This is a genomic window from Bacillus sp. 2205SS5-2, from assembly GCF_037024155.1.
GTDB lineage: Bacteria > Bacillota > Bacilli > Bacillales > Bacillaceae_K > Bacillus_CI.
The window spans coordinates 59,407-75,117 of sequence record NZ_JAYKTS010000015.1; the positions used below are offsets into that span (position 1 = coordinate 59,407).

The 15,711-nt window shown below is 39.5% G+C and carries 16 protein-coding genes, 1 pseudogene and 1 other annotated feature; of the genes and pseudogenes, 7 read left to right on the top strand and 10 right to left on the bottom strand.

Going from position 1 to position 15,711, the window contains the following annotated elements; genetic code table 11:
• Window positions 1-40: 40 nt before the first annotated feature.
• Window positions 41-259 (top strand): DeoR family transcriptional regulator, encoded by a 219-nt coding sequence (locus tag U8D43_RS11520; RefSeq protein WP_335871370.1) that lies wholly within the window; start codon window positions 41-43, stop codon window positions 257-259.
• A gap of 163 nt (window positions 260-422) precedes the next feature.
• Here the strand turns inward: U8D43_RS11520 and U8D43_RS11525 are convergent, their stop codons facing one another.
• A complete protein-coding gene (locus U8D43_RS11525; RefSeq protein ID WP_335871325.1) occupies window positions 423-1,154 on the bottom strand; it encodes a pseudouridine synthase in 732 nt (243 codons plus the stop codon).
• Between the two features lie 113 nt (window positions 1,155-1,267).
• On the opposite strand from U8D43_RS11525, the gene U8D43_RS11530 reads away from it, so the two are divergent.
• Window positions 1,268-1,492 carry a hypothetical protein gene (locus U8D43_RS11530; RefSeq protein ID WP_335871326.1) on the top strand — a complete coding sequence of 75 codons (225 nt, stop codon included), beginning with the start codon at window positions 1,268-1,270 and terminating at the stop codon, window positions 1,490-1,492.
• 845 nt (window positions 1,493-2,337) lie between these two features.
• Here the strand turns inward: U8D43_RS11530 and U8D43_RS11535 are convergent.
• Window positions 2,338-3,957 (bottom strand): putative polysaccharide biosynthesis protein, encoded by a 1,620-nt coding sequence (locus tag U8D43_RS11535; RefSeq protein WP_335871327.1) that lies wholly within the window; start codon window positions 3,955-3,957, stop codon window positions 2,338-2,340.
• Between the two features lie 318 nt (window positions 3,958-4,275).
• Here U8D43_RS11535 and U8D43_RS11540 point away from each other — a divergent pair, with 318 nt between their 5' ends.
• Window positions 4,276-5,541 carry a BaiN/RdsA family NAD(P)/FAD-dependent oxidoreductase gene (locus U8D43_RS11540; RefSeq protein ID WP_335871328.1) on the top strand — a complete coding sequence of 422 codons (1,266 nt, stop codon included), beginning with the start codon at window positions 4,276-4,278 and terminating at the stop codon, window positions 5,539-5,541.
• Window positions 5,542-6,019: 478 nt separating this feature from the next.
• Here the strand turns inward: U8D43_RS11540 and U8D43_RS11545 are convergent.
• Together U8D43_RS11545 and U8D43_RS11550 are read right to left on the bottom strand one after the other, a co-directional pair.
• A pseudogene (locus tag U8D43_RS11545) lies at window positions 6,020-6,376 on the bottom strand (IS1595 family transposase); the annotation flags it as partial.
• A gap of 304 nt (window positions 6,377-6,680) precedes the next feature.
• Window positions 6,681-6,860, bottom strand: a complete 180-nt coding sequence (locus U8D43_RS11550; RefSeq protein ID WP_335871329.1) for a sporulation protein Cse60 — start codon at window positions 6,858-6,860, stop codon at window positions 6,681-6,683.
• A gap of 125 nt (window positions 6,861-6,985) precedes the next feature.
• Here U8D43_RS11550 and U8D43_RS11555 point away from each other — a divergent pair, with 125 nt between their 5' ends.
• Window positions 6,986-7,165 (top strand): H-type small acid-soluble spore protein, encoded by a 180-nt coding sequence (locus U8D43_RS11555; protein ID WP_335871330.1) that lies wholly within the window; start codon window positions 6,986-6,988, stop codon window positions 7,163-7,165.
• Between the two features lie 45 nt (window positions 7,166-7,210).
• A complete protein-coding gene (locus tag U8D43_RS11560; protein ID WP_335871331.1) occupies window positions 7,211-7,363 on the top strand; it encodes a hypothetical protein in 153 nt (50 codons plus the stop codon).
• Window positions 7,364-7,571: 208 nt separating this feature from the next.
• Here the strand turns inward: U8D43_RS11560 and U8D43_RS11565 are convergent, their stop codons facing one another.
• The 6 genes from U8D43_RS11565 to U8D43_RS11590 all read right to left on the bottom strand — a co-directional run bounded on the left by U8D43_RS11565 (window position 7,572) and on the right by U8D43_RS11590 (window position 13,480).
• The gene (locus U8D43_RS11565) at window positions 7,572-7,886 is read right to left on the bottom strand and encodes a rhodanese-like domain-containing protein (RefSeq protein ID WP_335871332.1); all 315 of its coding nucleotides are present in this window, start codon (window positions 7,884-7,886) and stop codon (window positions 7,572-7,574) included.
• 32 nt (window positions 7,887-7,918) lie between these two features.
• The gene (locus U8D43_RS11570) at window positions 7,919-8,044 is read right to left on the bottom strand and encodes a hypothetical protein (protein WP_335871333.1); all 126 of its coding nucleotides are present in this window, start codon (window positions 8,042-8,044) and stop codon (window positions 7,919-7,921) included.
• 479 nt (window positions 8,045-8,523) lie between these two features.
• Entirely contained in the window at window positions 8,524-10,932 is a 2,409-nt protein-coding gene (leuS, locus tag U8D43_RS11575) for a leucine--tRNA ligase (protein WP_335871334.1), read from the bottom strand.
• Window positions 10,933-11,258: 326 nt separating this feature from the next.
• Window positions 11,259-11,478 (bottom strand) — a binding site (T-box leader).
• 246 nt (window positions 11,479-11,724) lie between these two features.
• Entirely contained in the window at window positions 11,725-12,912 is a 1,188-nt protein-coding gene (locus U8D43_RS11580) for an MDR family MFS transporter (RefSeq protein ID WP_335871335.1), read from the bottom strand.
• A gap of 108 nt (window positions 12,913-13,020) precedes the next feature.
• Complete coding sequence (locus U8D43_RS11585; RefSeq protein WP_335871336.1) at window positions 13,021-13,197, bottom strand: glycogen biosynthesis protein GlgD; 177 nt, start codon at window positions 13,195-13,197, stop codon at window positions 13,021-13,023.
• A 13-nt stretch (window positions 13,198-13,210) separates the two neighbouring features.
• Window positions 13,211-13,480, bottom strand: a complete 270-nt coding sequence (locus U8D43_RS11590) for a YtzC family protein (RefSeq protein WP_335871337.1) — start codon at window positions 13,478-13,480, stop codon at window positions 13,211-13,213.
• 462 nt (window positions 13,481-13,942) lie between these two features.
• Between U8D43_RS11590 and mnmL the strand changes: the two genes are divergently transcribed.
• Both mnmL and mnmM read left to right on the top strand, forming a co-directional pair.
• On the top strand, window positions 13,943-14,908 hold the full coding sequence (gene mnmL / locus U8D43_RS11595) for a tRNA modification radical SAM protein MnmL/YtqA (RefSeq protein ID WP_335871338.1): 966 nt from the start codon (window positions 13,943-13,945) through the stop codon (window positions 14,906-14,908).
• Window positions 14,905-15,480 (top strand): tRNA 5-(aminomethyl)-2-thiouridylate-methyltransferase MnmM, encoded by a 576-nt coding sequence (gene mnmM, locus U8D43_RS11600; RefSeq protein ID WP_335871339.1) that lies wholly within the window; start codon window positions 14,905-14,907, stop codon window positions 15,478-15,480. Before mnmL ends, mnmM begins: the two co-directional genes overlap by 4 nt.
• Window positions 15,481-15,711: the final 231 nt, after the last annotated feature.

The following is a 15,711-nucleotide window of genomic DNA, read 5'->3' on the forward strand; positions in this document are numbered from 1 at the left end:
ATAGCTTATGCCATAGGAAAAATGATGAGGGAGTGGTTTGTTGAAACCTTCTACTAACCGAATGCTTACGCGCATTAAATCCGTTTATGTTTTTATCAAAGACAATGAAATCGTTACAACTCAGGATATTGTCGAGGAATTTGGCATTACTCCTCGTACGGTTCAACGCGATTTAAACGTTCTAGCATACAACGACTTGGTTGAAAGCCCAAGCCGAGGCAGATGGACAACAACTCAAAAAAAGGTCAAGATTTCTTAAACGATCCAGCAAAACAACTAAAACCTCACTCAATGAGTGAGGTTTTTTCTTATCTCTTAGACAATCCCAATCATAAAAAACTATATAGAAGAGCTTCGTCAGATAATCAAGTTGTTCATTTTCTCTCCATAATCCATTTATTAACAAGCTGATACTACACCTTTCAACTATTTTTCTCCTCTTGTTGAATATTTGCAAGTAAATCTAATTCATTTTCCGTTAACTCCCGGTACTCACCAAGAGCTAAAGACTCATCTAACTTCAAAGGACCCATTGAAATCCTCTTTAGATAAGTGACCTTTTTCCCCACAGCTTCAAACATACGCTTAACTTGATGAAACTTTCCTTCCATAATCGTCAACAATATTTCGGATTGCTCATCAGCAGTTATGATTTCGAGTTCTCCAGGTTTGGTAACATATCCATCGTCAAGCATAACTCCAGCTCTAAAAGCCTGAATGTCTTCTTCTGAGACCACTCCAGCTATTTCAGCGTAATACGTTTTGGGAACGTGTTTTTTTGGAGAGAGAAGCGAGTGAGATAAATGACCGTCATTCGTAATAAGTAAGAGTCCTTCAGTATCTTTATCAAGTCGCCCTACAGGGAATGGCTTTAGAACAGAATCTTCAAATTGAAGAATATCAATAACCGTCTCATCATTCCGGTCCTCTGTTGCCGAAATCACACCAGGAGGTTTATTCATCATCAAATAGACATTTTCCTTATAATGAACCTCTTCCCCGTTGATAACAACTTGATCACTCTCTGGATCAATATGCGTTTTTGCATCTTTTACTGTGGATCCATTAACGAGGACTACTCCTCCTTTTAATAACTTTTTTGCTTCCTTCCTACTTCCATAGCCCATATTGGCTAATAATTTATCTAATCTCATCGACCTCAATCCTTTCTATTCAAATTTCAATTAGGCAATGACCTATACACTAGGCAACAAACTACATACGCTACTAAGGAGTGACCATAAAAAGAGCGAAAGAGGGTGTCCATATGCATTATCGACAACAATTTTCAATTCCTGAAATCCTATTTCCAAACCAACAACAACAAAACTACCCTGGCTACGGGGGAGGTGGGTATGGTGGAGAATACGGAGGCGGTGGCTACGAAAACCAAATAGTGCGCCTAGAACGCCAAGTCCAACGCCTAAACCGCCGAGTAAACAGACTAAACAGAAGGTTAGAAAGAGTAGAAAGACAACTCGGGTACCAATAAAAGCGGAAGTGGCTGCCCAGGGACGGCAGGCTTCTGGCAGGACACGCAGTGAAGCCTGCTTCACGTAGTGGACTGACAAATGCCTGAGTCCCTAGCCACTGCAGCTAGATACCAATAAAAGCGGAGGCGGGTTGGTCAGCAGCGGCGGGCAAATGTTAGACCATGGAGAAGGTCCTGACCTTCGTAATGGGCTGTTATTTGACCCTTAGCTGCTACCCGCCGGAGCTAGATACCAATAAATGCGGAGGCGGGTTGGTCAGCAGCGGCGGGCAAATGTTAGACCATGGAGAAGGTCCTGACCTTCGTAATGGGCTGTTATTTGACCCTTAGCTGCTACCCGCCGGAGCTAGATACCAATAAATGCGGAAGTGGCTCCTCAGGGACGGCAGGCTTCTGGCAGAGCACAGCCTCACTCCAATAACTCACATACGTAAATCGAAAGAGGTCTCTTCCAATAGAAAGACCTCTTTTTTAAGCTTTTTTTTAATATTTATTGCTTTTGTTAAGGACTCTTTTCGTATACATTGTTGCTATTTCATCTGATTTTAGATTCTATCCTTCTTTTTGTTGTTTATATTCACCAAAAATAGACCAAAAAATGCCCGAAACAAAGTTGTTTACCAGTCTATTGACTGGTTCGAAAAGTAAAAGTCTTTGTGAAAACAGCCTTGTTAAAAAACACTTTTTGTATTTTTCAGGTCAAGTACACATCACTATGAAAAAGGAACTCCATAGATTCACCGAATATAATCCACGTTTACTCGGTTATGTTTCACATTCCTCACACTAGGTCCACAATATGGTGGAAAAGAAAAGCAATAATATTTATCTTGAACAAACTTTATCTATGATCCTAAGCGTAATTTTCTTCTTAGCTTTGTCGCACGAGCACCAAATAACTTATCAATTAAATGACTTCTAAATCCTAGATAAAAATAAACGACCACGCCAACACTCCCACAAATGGAGACGATTATTGTCGCCGAGAAGGTATTCGCTGGACTTAAGAACAGTTGCAGTAGAAGATAGATTATCCAGACAACAAAGGCCATCACGCCATTAAAAGCACCCATTAACAGCACTCTTCTAAAAATCATCGTAAATTTATATTCAGCGTAATGACGGATGACCACTAGGTTAATGATAATGGCAATCAAATATCCTAAAGTGGTCGCAATAATCGCCCCTTGCGTTTCAAATGCTTTAATCAGAGGGATATTTAGTACCAACTTAACTAGCAACCCGACTAACAAACTTAAAATCGTATATTTTTGCTCATTGATTCCTTGAAGAATGGCCGCTGTTACAGCAAACAACGCAAAAAGAATGGCCACTGGAGCATATGCCCTTAAAACTTCTGTGCCTAACTCACTATGCGCATAAAAAATCGTGTAGGCTGGCTCTGCAAGTATCGATATTCCGACCGCAGCTGGGATGGTTAAATACAACAACACTTGAAACGTTTGATCAAGTTGTTGTTTCAATTCACGACGATCGTTTTTGATGAATGACTCTGTCACTAAAGGAATCAAGGTCATGGAAAACGCCGTAGCCAGTGAAACAGGAATGATCACCAACTTATGAGAACTAAAGTTTAAAACTCCAAATGCTCTGTCCGCACCTGCCGCAAGTCCAATTGCTCCCATTGCTTTATTAAAGGTAAATTGATCAATAATTTGGAATAATGGATTGGCTAGTCCGACAAAAACAAATGGAACGGAATAAATCAGAATTTCTTTGTACATTTCTTTATACGAAACATCGATGCTTCCTGGATTCTCTTCCAACATCGTATCGAGTCCGGGTTTTCGTTTGAACCAATACCAACCCAGAATTGCCAATGAAGCGATACCTCCAACCGTTGCCGCAAACGTCGCCACCGCAATCGCAGTGGTTAAATTCCCATCCATCAAGTTAAGAACCACATAAACTCCTGCCAATAAAAAGGCGATTCGAACAATTTGCTCCACCACTTGAGAAACGGCAGAAGGTCCCATCGATTGATGACCTTGAAAAAAACCACGAATTAAACTCATAAAAGGAATAATGATTAACGCGAAGCTGACAGCCCGGATAACGGTCGTCACATCAGCAACGGCTACTTTTTGTTCATCATTTGGAATCGTGATTTCCGCCAAAAAAGGAGCCGATACATACATCACTATAAATGACAATATTCCCGTTAAGGTCATCACAAGCAGTCCTGAACGAAACAGCTTCCTTCCCACTTCATATTCACCTAGCGTATTATACTTCGAAATAAACTTTGATACAGCTAAAGGAACACCAGCTGTAGCAACTGTTAAAAATATCGTATATGGTGTGTAGCCATATGTATATAAAGCGGCGTTATCCTCTCCACCTATGAGGGCGTAAAACGGAATCACATAAAACAACCCTAGAAATTTGGAAATATACGTTCCTAACGATAAAATAAGGGTACCTCTAAATAATTTGGATGACATATAATCTCTACCTACTATCTTAGTCAAAATATACACTATGTGTAGTGTACACTTCTGTCTCTCGAATGACAATTTTTTTAATAAGGCTGTATTCGTAAGTCTCTTTCGTATACATTGTTGCTCTTTAGTCTTATTTTAGATGGATTCCTCCATTTTTGCTGTTTCTTTCCATCAAAAATAGACGGAAAGAAAGGTGTGTTGCTATCCGTTTTGTATGCTAGAGCAACACAGTATGCGAAAAGATCCTTTAATAAACATTGCTCATTCCTTAAAACCGTCATAAAATAGGAAAAGCACTTAAAAAGTTGGTGAAAAACAATGAAATTTGACGTAGTAGTTATCGGCGGGGGCCCATCTGGACTTATGGCTGCCATTGCAGCCGGTGAACATGGTGGAAAGGTTCTGCTGATTGATAAAGGAAATAAACTGGGGAGAAAATTAGCGATTTCTGGTGGTGGACGCTGTAATGTCACGAATCGTTTACCAGTAGAAGAAATTATTAAACATATCCCCGGGAATGGTCGTTTTTTATTTAGCGCTTTTTCCGTCTTTAATAATGAAGATATAATTACTTTTTTCGAAAAGCTAGGGGTAGAGCTCAAGGAGGAAGATCACGGACGAATGTTTCCCGTATCGAATAAAGCCCAATCTGTTGTAGATGCTTTATTGAATCGCTTAGCTGAATTGAATGTCACCATTCGAACGAATACCCCTGTAGATGAAGTTCTCTATCAGAATAATCAAACCGCTGGGATTAAGCTAAAAGATGGTGAGATAATCCACTGTCAATCGGTCGTGCTTGCTGTAGGTGGGAAATCCGTTCCACATACAGGCTCAACTGGAGATGGCTATCCTTGGGCTGAAAAAGCCGGTCATACCGTCACTGAACTGTTCCCTACTGAAGTTCCACTAACATCCAAGGAACCGTTTATTCAAGAAAAAACACTTCAAGGACTAGCATTGCGTGATATTGCACTCAGTGTACTAAATAAACGCGGAAAACCAGTCGTTACTCATAAAATGGACATGATATTCACACATATTGGTCTTTCCGGACCGGCTGTTTTACGTTGTTCACAGTACGTGGTAAAAGAACTAAAAAAGAGCAAAGAGAATTTTGTATATGTGAGTATTGACGCATTGCCGGATCAAAACGGACAATCTGTTTTTGAAACCATCCATCAAATGCTATCCGATGAACCCAAAAAAGCTGTTAAAAACAGCCTTAAAGGGCTTGTTCCAGAGCGTTATTTATTGTTTTTACTCGAGCAAGCTAACATTGATCCAGGTGCACAAGGTGGACAAATCCCATCAGAAGCAAAACGAACTTTCGCTACTCTCTGTAAGCAGTTCAACATCCAAATTCATGGCACCCTTTCTCTCGACAAGGCCTTTGTAACAGGGGGCGGTGTTTCAGTCAAAGAAATCGAACCGAAAACGATGGCTTCTAAGAAAACGAAAGGCTTGTATTTATGCGGAGAAGTATTGGATATCCACGGATATACGGGCGGTTATAATATTACCTCGGCACTTGTGACCGGACGTCTAGCAGGAACAAATGCTGCATTATTTGTAAATAAATAATGCTCTTTTCGAAAAATTTGTTACTCTTAGTAAAAAAAGACAGTAAGGTTTATCGAATTATTTCTTTCTTATTATTTGGCTCAGTTAAACATTATTGTTGATAATTAAAATAAGAAAAGGACTTCGATGAAATTGAAGTCCTTTTTCAAAAGCTGTTTTTTTCTTTGTGCCAATAGTAACAAAGGATACGAAAAGAGCCTTTTCAAATTATGATAACTGTTCCAAAAATAACGAATACGATTCCAATTAATAATGTGAATTCCTTAATTACACCAGATGGAAGTCTACTTAATCATCTAAATAAAAATTCAAACTCAATATGTCCATTTGCACCGATAGCACCCTTATCTTTAAAATCCTCTTTTTTCATTTTGAACAAAGAGAAATAGAGGACAAGGATTCCCCAGAAAATAAGCAATCCCCCGATAAATAAAGCCAAATTATCCACCACATCTTTCGTATAATTGTAACAGGTTGCTTAAATGGTAAATTCTGATAATTTAAACCTAACATAAGATTCATTGGTATTAAATAAACAGCTTTCGACAATCATTTTGATAATTGTTTTATCGTCATTACGATGAATTACAACATCTAAAAATTGAAACCAACTCAAATAATAGTCGAGGTATTTTGTTGTCACACCATTAAATCGTTGCATCCATCCTTTTAATCGACTGTGATAGTTATTAACATTTTGTATAAGGTAAAGCCCTTTAACACGCTCAGTACCATCTGATTTAAAGCGATAGTGTTCCAGTCCTTTGTCTCTTGCTATCAATATACAAACTTGTTCGTGACTGATACCACGGATTTTAGAAGAACCTCCACGTTTATTGTCTCATTACTATTCATTTCTCCTCCTTAAAAACCCAAATAATAATGAATAATTTCTTCGTTGTTTTCCAATACCCTTCTTTACTAACCTGCTCATTTGCGAAATCGTCTGATTGCGGATTAAAAGACTCCTCATCAACTAGTCCTTTTCTACGTTAAAGTGCACCAAGCCAATCACTCTCTATATGAACACCAAAAAACAATAAAAAATCGAGCCGAAACCTAAGAGATTTCCTACTCGATTTTTCACTACTCTTATTCAGTGTTACTGTTAACCATCTAACTACCCAAAACCTCTATTCCTAATCCCTATATATGACCATAGCCGAAAAACAATAAAATTGTTCTCCTGCTTCCGTCGAGACGGCTACATTGAATTTGATATCCACAATATCTCGTGAAGGAAAATCAGTTAAAAAAGAATTCACTTCTTTTTCTAAGTCTTTCTCATGTTCAAAATCGAACACTTTTACTTGTATCATTTTTTCACTCCTCGCCCCATTTTTATCATTATATTAGCTCTAATGGACAATATTCGTTGTTACTTGAAGAATAAAACTAGCCGTTTTCCACAAAATAAACCGAAAACATTAGAGGAGGAACATCTATGGACTTAAGAAGAGCGAAACAAATCTATTCTTCATCAGCTGACATCACTGTGAAATATAATGGGACTCCTGTATGGATTGATAGTATTAATGAAGATGGACAAATGGCTACCGTACATTTGCGAGGACCGCTAGAAGAAAGAACAGAGGTTGCGATTTCAGATTTGCATGAAGGCTGACATACTAAGAAAAGCGGAAGTGGCTCGCCCTGAGGCGACAGGCAAATGAAGAGCTCGCAGGTGATGCTTGCATCACTGGAGAGTTATTCATTTGACCCGAGCCTCAAGCCACTGCAGCTAGTTCACGAAAAGCGGAAGTGGCTCGCCCAGGGACGGCAGGCATCTGGCAGGACACGCAGTGAAGCCTGCTTCACGTAGTGGACTGACATTTGACCTGAGTCCCTAGCCACTGCAGCTAGATCCGTCTATTTTTGATGGAAATAAACAGTGAAATGAGCGATTTAATCAAAAATCAGATGAAATAGTCACAGTGTGTACAAAAAGAGGCTTATGCTAAGAGAAACAAAGTTCACAAAAAGAGGCTTCAAAAAAATAAAAAACCACCATTCATTGGTGGTTTTTTATTTTATCGTTTCTGTTGAGTTTCCCCAGCCCACTCTAACATGCCGCCTTCCATATTCACTACTTTAAAGCCTTGGTCCTTCATAAAGTAACAAACATTTTCGCTTCGGCGACCAGAGCGACAGACAAACACATATTCTTTTTCTTTATCAAATTGATCCAATGACTCAGGAATGTTTCCCATTGGAATATGCTTGGCTTCTTTAACCATTCCTTCTGCCACTTCTTCATCTTCACGGACATCGACGATATAAAGTTCTTCGCCTTTTTTAAGTTTACTTTCTAATTCTTGAGGTGTAATGGTTTTTACCTGTTCCATCACTCATCACCCTTTCCCTTTTATGAATTTTATTATAGCAAAGCTGCTGAGAAGAAGAAAATGGTTGAGCTCGAACTTGCTTGACCTGTTAATAACCGAATATCATCCACAGATCGATATCCTCGAATATTTCCCTGTTCATCAAAGTCTCCCCACACAGACTGAAAATCCTGTTCATACCCAAATCCTTCAATGTCCCCAATGATAAAGAGATTTTCAGCTGACTTAAGTTAAAGTAATCTCATTACATTCTCATGGTCCTTCTCTGTTAATTTTTTTATCATTTCTCCCCCCCTATAACTGAATTCCTACCCTTTTCATTCTATCTTTCTTTTAGGCTTTTTTTTAAAGGCTCTCTTCGTATACATTGTGGCTATTTTCACCTGATTTTTGATTAAATCTCCCATTTCACGTTGATTTCCATCAAATATATACGAAATGATGCCTGAAACAAAGCTATATCACAGTTTATAGACTGGTTCGAAAAGCAACAAACTTTGCGAAAACAGCCTTTTAAAATATATCGCTATTGATATCAAGTAACAACAATATATAGAGGAATTTCTTCTCATAAAGGCAGAATACTTCCACCAAAAAATGACACAGCGGGGTATTTCTCCGCTGTGTCATAAACTGACTAGTTTGCGACAATATTCACTAGTTTTCCAGGAACGGCAACCACTTTTCGTACCGTTTTCCCATCAAGCTCTGCTTGAATTTCAGCAAGTGCTAGCTTCTCCATTTCTTCTTTTGTTGCGTCAGTAGCTAGCATTAGTTTCATCCGTACTTTTCCGTTAATCTGAACCACAATTTCCACTTCATTATCGACTAATTTTTCTTCATTATACGTCGGCCAAGCGACATAAGAGATTGTCCCTTCATGTCCGAATTTGGACCAAAGCTCTTCTGTCATATGCGGAGCGACTGGAGCAAGCATTTTCACAAATCCTTCCATATATTCCTTTGGAAGCATTTCTGCTTTATACGCATCATTGATGAAGACCATCATTTGTGAAATTGCGGTATTAAAACGCAAACCATCAAAGTCTTCTGTTACTTTTTTCACCGTTTGATGATACACTTTTTCCAATTCAGTTGATTTATCTTCTTTTATTTTACTGCTTAGTGATCCATCTTCATTAACAAGCAAACGCCAGACACGATCAAGGAAGCGACGTGCCCCGTCAAGACCTGTTTCCGACCATGCAATCGAAGCTTCAAGCGGTCCCATAAACATTTCGTAAAGACGAAGAGTGTCCGCTCCGTGGCTTTCGACTATTTCATCGGGATTGACGACATTGCCTTTTGATTTACTCATTTTTTCATTGTTTTCACCTAGAATCATGCCTTGATTGAAGAGCTTTTGGAATGGCTCTTTCGTTGGAACCACACCAATATCATATAAGAATTTATGCCAAAAACGTGCGTAAAGCAGGTGAAGAACGGCATGTTCTGCTCCGCCTATATACATATCGACAGGTAGCCAGTTTTTCAATTTTTCTGGATCCGCTAGCTTCTCTTCGTTATGAGGATCAATATAACGAAGGTAATACCAGCAACTTCCTGCCCATTGTGGCATTGTATTCGTTTCACGACGTCCTTTTTTACCTGTTTCAGGATCGACAACACTGACCCACTCTTCGATATTTGCTAGTGGCGATTCCCCGGTGCCGGATGGTTTAATTTCGGTTGTTTTTGGGAGCACAAGTGGCAGGTCTTCTTCTTTCACGACCGTACTCGTGCCATCTTCCCAATGAATGACTGGAATCGGCTCGCCCCAGTAACGTTGACGGCTAAAGAGCCAATCTCGAAGGCGATACGTCACCTTTTTGGTCCCAATTCCTTTTTTTTCAAGCCAAGAAATAGCTTGTTTGATGGCCTCTTCTTTTCCCAAACCATTTAAGAAGTCTGAATTAATATGGTCCCCTTCACCCGTGTAAGCTTCTTTACTAATATCTCCACCTGAAACCACTTCTCGAATCGGCAGATCAAATTTTTGGGCAAATTCATAGTCTCGCTCGTCGTGAGCAGGCACTGCCATAATCGCTCCTGATCCATAGCTCATTAGCACATAATCGGCGATCCAGATTGGCATTTTTTCTTCTGTTGCTGGATTTATCGCATAAGCACCTGTAAATACACCACTTTTATCTTTAGCCAAATCCGTACGTTCAAGATCGCTTTTTGCTTTTACACTATCCTTATAGGCTTCGACTGCTTCTTTTTGCTCAGTAATTGTGATGGAGTCTACAAATGGATGTTCTGGTGCCAATACTGCATAGGTTGCACCAAAAATGGTATCTGGTCGTGTCGTAAAGACTGCGAAAGATTCATCATGATTAGCAATGCTAAAAGTCACTTCTCCGCCTTCTGAACGACCAATCCAGTTTCGCTGCATATCTTTGATGCTCTCTGGCCAATCAACTTCATTTAGGTCTTCTAAAAGTCGATCAGCATACGCGGTGATTCTTAGAATCCATTGACGCATTGGACGACGTTCAACGGGGTGATCACCACGCTCACTTTTTCCGTCTTTAATTTCTTCATTTGCCAAAACGGTCCCAAGTGCCGGACACCAATTCACAGGAATCTCATCGACATATGCCAGCCCTTTTTCATAAAGCTTTGTGAAAATCCATTGTGTCCATTTATAATAAGTTGGATCTGTTGTATTCACTTCACGGTCCCAATCATAAGAAAATCCTAATTCTTTAATTTGACGGGTAAAGTTCTCTACATTTAATTTAGTGAATTCTGCTGGATCATTTCCTGTGTCAAGTGCGTATTGCTCAGCTGGAAGTCCAAACGCATCCCACCCCATTGGATGAAGAACATTATATCCTTGCATGCGTTTGACACGAGCCAAAATATCGGTAGCTGTAAAGCCTTCAGGATGCCCGACGTGTAGTCCTGCACCAGATGGATAGGGAAACATGTCTAGGGCATAAAAATTCGGCTTCCCTTCTTCTTCACCAGTTTTAAATGTTTGATTTTTCTCCCAATATTTTTGCCACTTTTTTTCGATTTCACCATGGTTAAAACTCATTATTTTTCCTCCTATTCTCGAATAAAAAAGTTGTTCATTAGCTCTTTTTTCCAGTGTAAAGAGTCGAAACGGAACGCAGGAAGGTCGATTTAAACCGCAGGATCAGAAAACTCCATCATAATAGAAGTACAAAAACAAAGGCTATTTCCACAAGGGTTGTTGCTTTTCGTACCAATCTATAAACGATGATTTTGCTTTGTTTCGAGGTAGCTTTTCATCTATTTTTGATGGGAATCAATAGAGAAGTAGGGGATTCCATCTATAATTTGACGAAACAGCCACAATGTATACGAAAAGAGCCAAAACAAAAAACTCCCGTCCCTTATACAAGGGACGAGAGGTAAAGTCATTCTCCCGCGGTACCACCCAAATTAGTGCAAAAATGCACTCGGCTCACGAATCCGTAACGAGGACAAACGGTAAACACTACTTTATTTCATGTTTACAACTCCAAGGCGAGTTCATGATCCTTTCGGTTGACTTGCACCATCCGTCAACTCTCTAATGCGAAAGTTCCTCATTACTGCTCCTTATCAACGTTGAGCTATTGTTTGTTTCTTATTGTATGAGATTATGACTTCCGTTGCAAGTGTCATTCTCTTTTTTTTTGCTGGCTCTTGTTACAATTGAATGGAATCCTTAATGGAATCGACCATTTAGACAGTGAATCCTACCAGAAAAAGCTGAAAAAATGTTACAAACTCTCTCTTTTTAATTGTTTATATACAGCAGCGAAACAGAAACACTAACGGACACTTTTCATCTTTCAACATCATATAGATAAAGACTCGTTTAAACACGCGATAAGGTTAGACTTTCTTCCCTTTTTAAGAGTCGGTCATGAAAAGTGGTTAACACGATGGCCATCGCTAATAGTCCAATTAAAGCAAAGAATAATATCGACATTCCATAGAGGTCGACCATGACACCACCTAAAAGTGGACCGATCATTCTTCCACCTGTTGCTGTTGAGTTCACAATCCCTTGATAAAAGCCTTCTCTTCCTTTCGGTGCTAGCTGATTTGCTATTGTTGGTACAGCTGGCCACACCAGCATTTCACCTATAGTAATAATCACCATTGCTGCCACAAATCCTTTAAAGGCACTCGCGTTTCCAGCCACCACAAAGGACACTATGAAGATTGATATACCTAAAATAATTTGTCCCTTTAAATTTTGATCGAACTTCTTTATCAGTGGGCGAATAAGCGGTTGGCCAAACACGATCAGCGTCCCATTTATTGTCCAAAGTAAACTATATTGTTTCAGGGAAATGTTAATATCCTGTGTATAAGTGGCAATAGTCGTTTGCCACTGAACATAACCGACCCAGCATAATAAATAGGCCCCACAGACTAAGATTAACGCAGTAAATTTTGCTTTATTGATTACTTTTTTCTTTTCTTTCAGGACATTTGTTTGTTGAGAAGCCCCGACACCTATGTTCCGGTAGCCAAAGAAAGCAATACTGAAAAATAAAACATACATCCCTAAATTAGCCAAAAAGATATAATCAAAGGAATAACCTGCTACAAATCCGCCTAGGGCAGCTCCTATAGCAACTCCGGCATTTTGAGCGACATATATTGCATTAAAGGCTTTTCGACCACCTTCCTTCCAAACTGATCCTGCCATCGCATAAATAGATGGAAAGACAATTCCTGAGCCAAATCCTATCCACATTAAAAAGAAAACATAATATGGCCATTCATGCCAGAAATTAAGTCCCACTAAGGAAATTAACGTAATTCCGATTCCAGTCATGATGGATCGAAAACCACCGATTTTATCAAATAAACTCCCACCTATTAAATTACCTAGCACACTTGCACCAGCATTCATCATAAGTACCAAGCCAGCCATTGCTAGGGATTTCCCTAAATAGTCGTGGATATAAATTGTATTCAAAGGCCATAAAAAAGAGGCCCCCGTGACATTAACCATCATTCCCATCACAAGTAGCCATAATGCTCTCGGCATAAAAAGAACCCCGCCCTTCTGTATTTTATTTCGATAACAGAAGTATTTTAAAGTGTTTTGGAGGGATATGCAACAAAAAAGTAGAGAGCAGGAATTCCCTGCTCTCCTCTAATCTGATTTTTCACAATGTTGTTTGGATATAACAGCTTGACTCTGTTTCTTTTCGTACTTTTGCTTGGAAGCTTTTACCGGATTATACTCGGCACCGAATTCTGTTTCTAAATTCCGACTGGTATCTCGTGTTTTCTGTTCTGGGTTATTTTGCTTCGATCGGGGTTGTACCATCTTACTCCTCCTTCTAGTGATCGTGATTTAATAAGATCATTTCATTTTGTAGTTGTTGTACCTGAAGACGCATCCGATGCAATTGCTCTTGTTGTTGATGGTTCGCACTAGCGTTAATCCTTTCTAACTCAATCGATGCACTCTCCAATCCTTGAAGCGCATGGCTGTATTCCTCATCATGATAATGGGCTTGTTTTGCACCAGTTGTGTATTGCTCTTGAGCACACCGAATGGCATCTGCACATTGATGCAAACAAGCCTCAACCGATTCTCTTGTTGCCATAGTCATCCTCCCTTTCCTCGCTAGAATACAAAAGCACTAGCTCACATCTCAACATTAGTGAAATAAATTTTCACTAATGATGTTTCACTAATAGTGTAACCACTAGTCTTCGCTTCATTAGTGGTAAAAGTCGGTTATTCATCATCAAGATTGGCTCAAATTTGTCCTTCGTGGTAAAATTCCACATATGTGTAGGCTATTCTGACAAATATTATTACTTTTCATAGCAGGAAAAACATTGTTAAAAAGGGGTATTTAAGTAATTTATTTGCGTGTTTTCAGATGGATCATTGGAAAAACGGAAGATGAAATTGGCTATTATGTTCAATCGAAACAAGAGATATGAAGAGAGCCTTTAATAAATATGAAAAAAAGATACAAGGATGAATGTTTTATCAACTTCAATTTAGATTACGTTTTTAATAGGAATTAATGTAAAAAATTGTAAAGGAAGTGGCTGGTTTGCATCAGACAAACCCATTTATTTACGCTACAGATGACAAACGATATCATACATGGAATTATCATTTACGGAATGAGTTTGGGCATAAGGTGTTTAAAATCGCTTTAGATGGAGGCTTTGATTGTCCCAACCGTGATGGCACAGTCGCCCACGGCGGATGCACTTTTTGTTCAGCAGCAGGCTCAGGAGACTTCGCGGGAGATCGTGTCGATCCCCTTTCCGTTCAATTTAACGACATCAGAAGCAAAATGCTCAGCAAGTGGAAAGACGGAAAGTGTATCGCTTATTTTCAGGCGTACACAAATACCCACGCCCCTGTAGACGTACTCCGTGAAAAATTTGAAGAGGTTTTACAACAGGAGGATGTCGTAGGTTTATCCATCGCCACCCGTCCAGATTGTTTACCTGACGATGTTGTGGATTATTTGGCGGAATTAAACCAACGTACGTATTTATGGGTCGAATTAGGCTTACAAACTGTTCATGAACGAACCGCTCTTCTCATTAATCGTGCTCATGATTTAGATTGCTACATCGAAGGCGTGAACAAACTTCGTAAACATGGCATTCGAATTTGCTCTCATATTATTAATGGACTTCCTTTAGAGAGTCCTGAAATGATGATGGAAAGTGCAAAAATCGTAGCCAACCTTGATGTTCAAGGAATAAAGATTCATTTGCTACATCTCTTAAAAGGAACACCGATGGTCAAACAATATGAAAAAGGACTGCTTGAATTCCTTACATTTGAAAACTATGTAAGCTTAGTCTGTGATCAACTAGAAATTCTTCCTCCCGAAATGATTGTGCACCGAATAACGGGGGATGGCCCGATTGACTTAATGGTGGGGCCGATGTGGAGTCTCAATAAATGGGAGGTCCTCAACTCGATCGACGCTGAACTAAAACGAAGAGATAGTTGGCAAGGGAAATTTTATACGCCCGTTGAGGTGACTATCAAATGAAACTAGAAAGAATCCTTCCTTTCGGGCACAACTTACTCGAAAAAGCGGCTGGAAACGGTGATGTAGTCATAGATGCCACGATGGGCAATGGCCATGATACATTATTTTTGGCAAAACTGGTAGGGATTGAGGGACGGGTTTATAGTTTTGATATTCAAGAACAAGCACTGCTGAAAACCAAAGCCTTACTAGAAACAAATGCCCTCTCCCACCACGTTACATTATTCAGAACGGGACATGAAAATATAAAAACCATGATACCAGAAACGGTTGCAGGAAAAGTACGAGCAGCAATCTTTAACCTAGGGTACCTTCCAGGCGGAGACAAAAATGTTGTCACCGGCGAAAAGACCACCATAGCAGCGATTGAAGCCTTGCTTGATCTATTAGCACCTGAGGGAATCATTGTTCTGGTCATTTATCACGGTCATGATGAAGGAAAAATAGAACGAGATGCCCTTTTAGCTTATACCCAAAACATTGATCAACAGAAAGCATATGTGCTTCAATACCAATTTACAAATGTTCAAAACTCCCCGCCATTTATTATTGCGATTGAAAAAAGAAAATAATTTAAACAAGAAAAGGGGAATGGGTCTGAAGAAAACCATATTTCCCTTTATCTTTTTCAAAAGGTTGTTCGCAAAGTTTGTGACTTTTCGTATCAGGTTATCATTTACGAAAAGCGGAAGTGGCTGACCAGGGACGGCAGGCATCTGGCAGAACACGCAGTGAAGCCTGCTTCACGTAGTGGGCTGACATTTGACCTGAGTCCCTAGCCACTGCAGCTAGATCCGTCTATT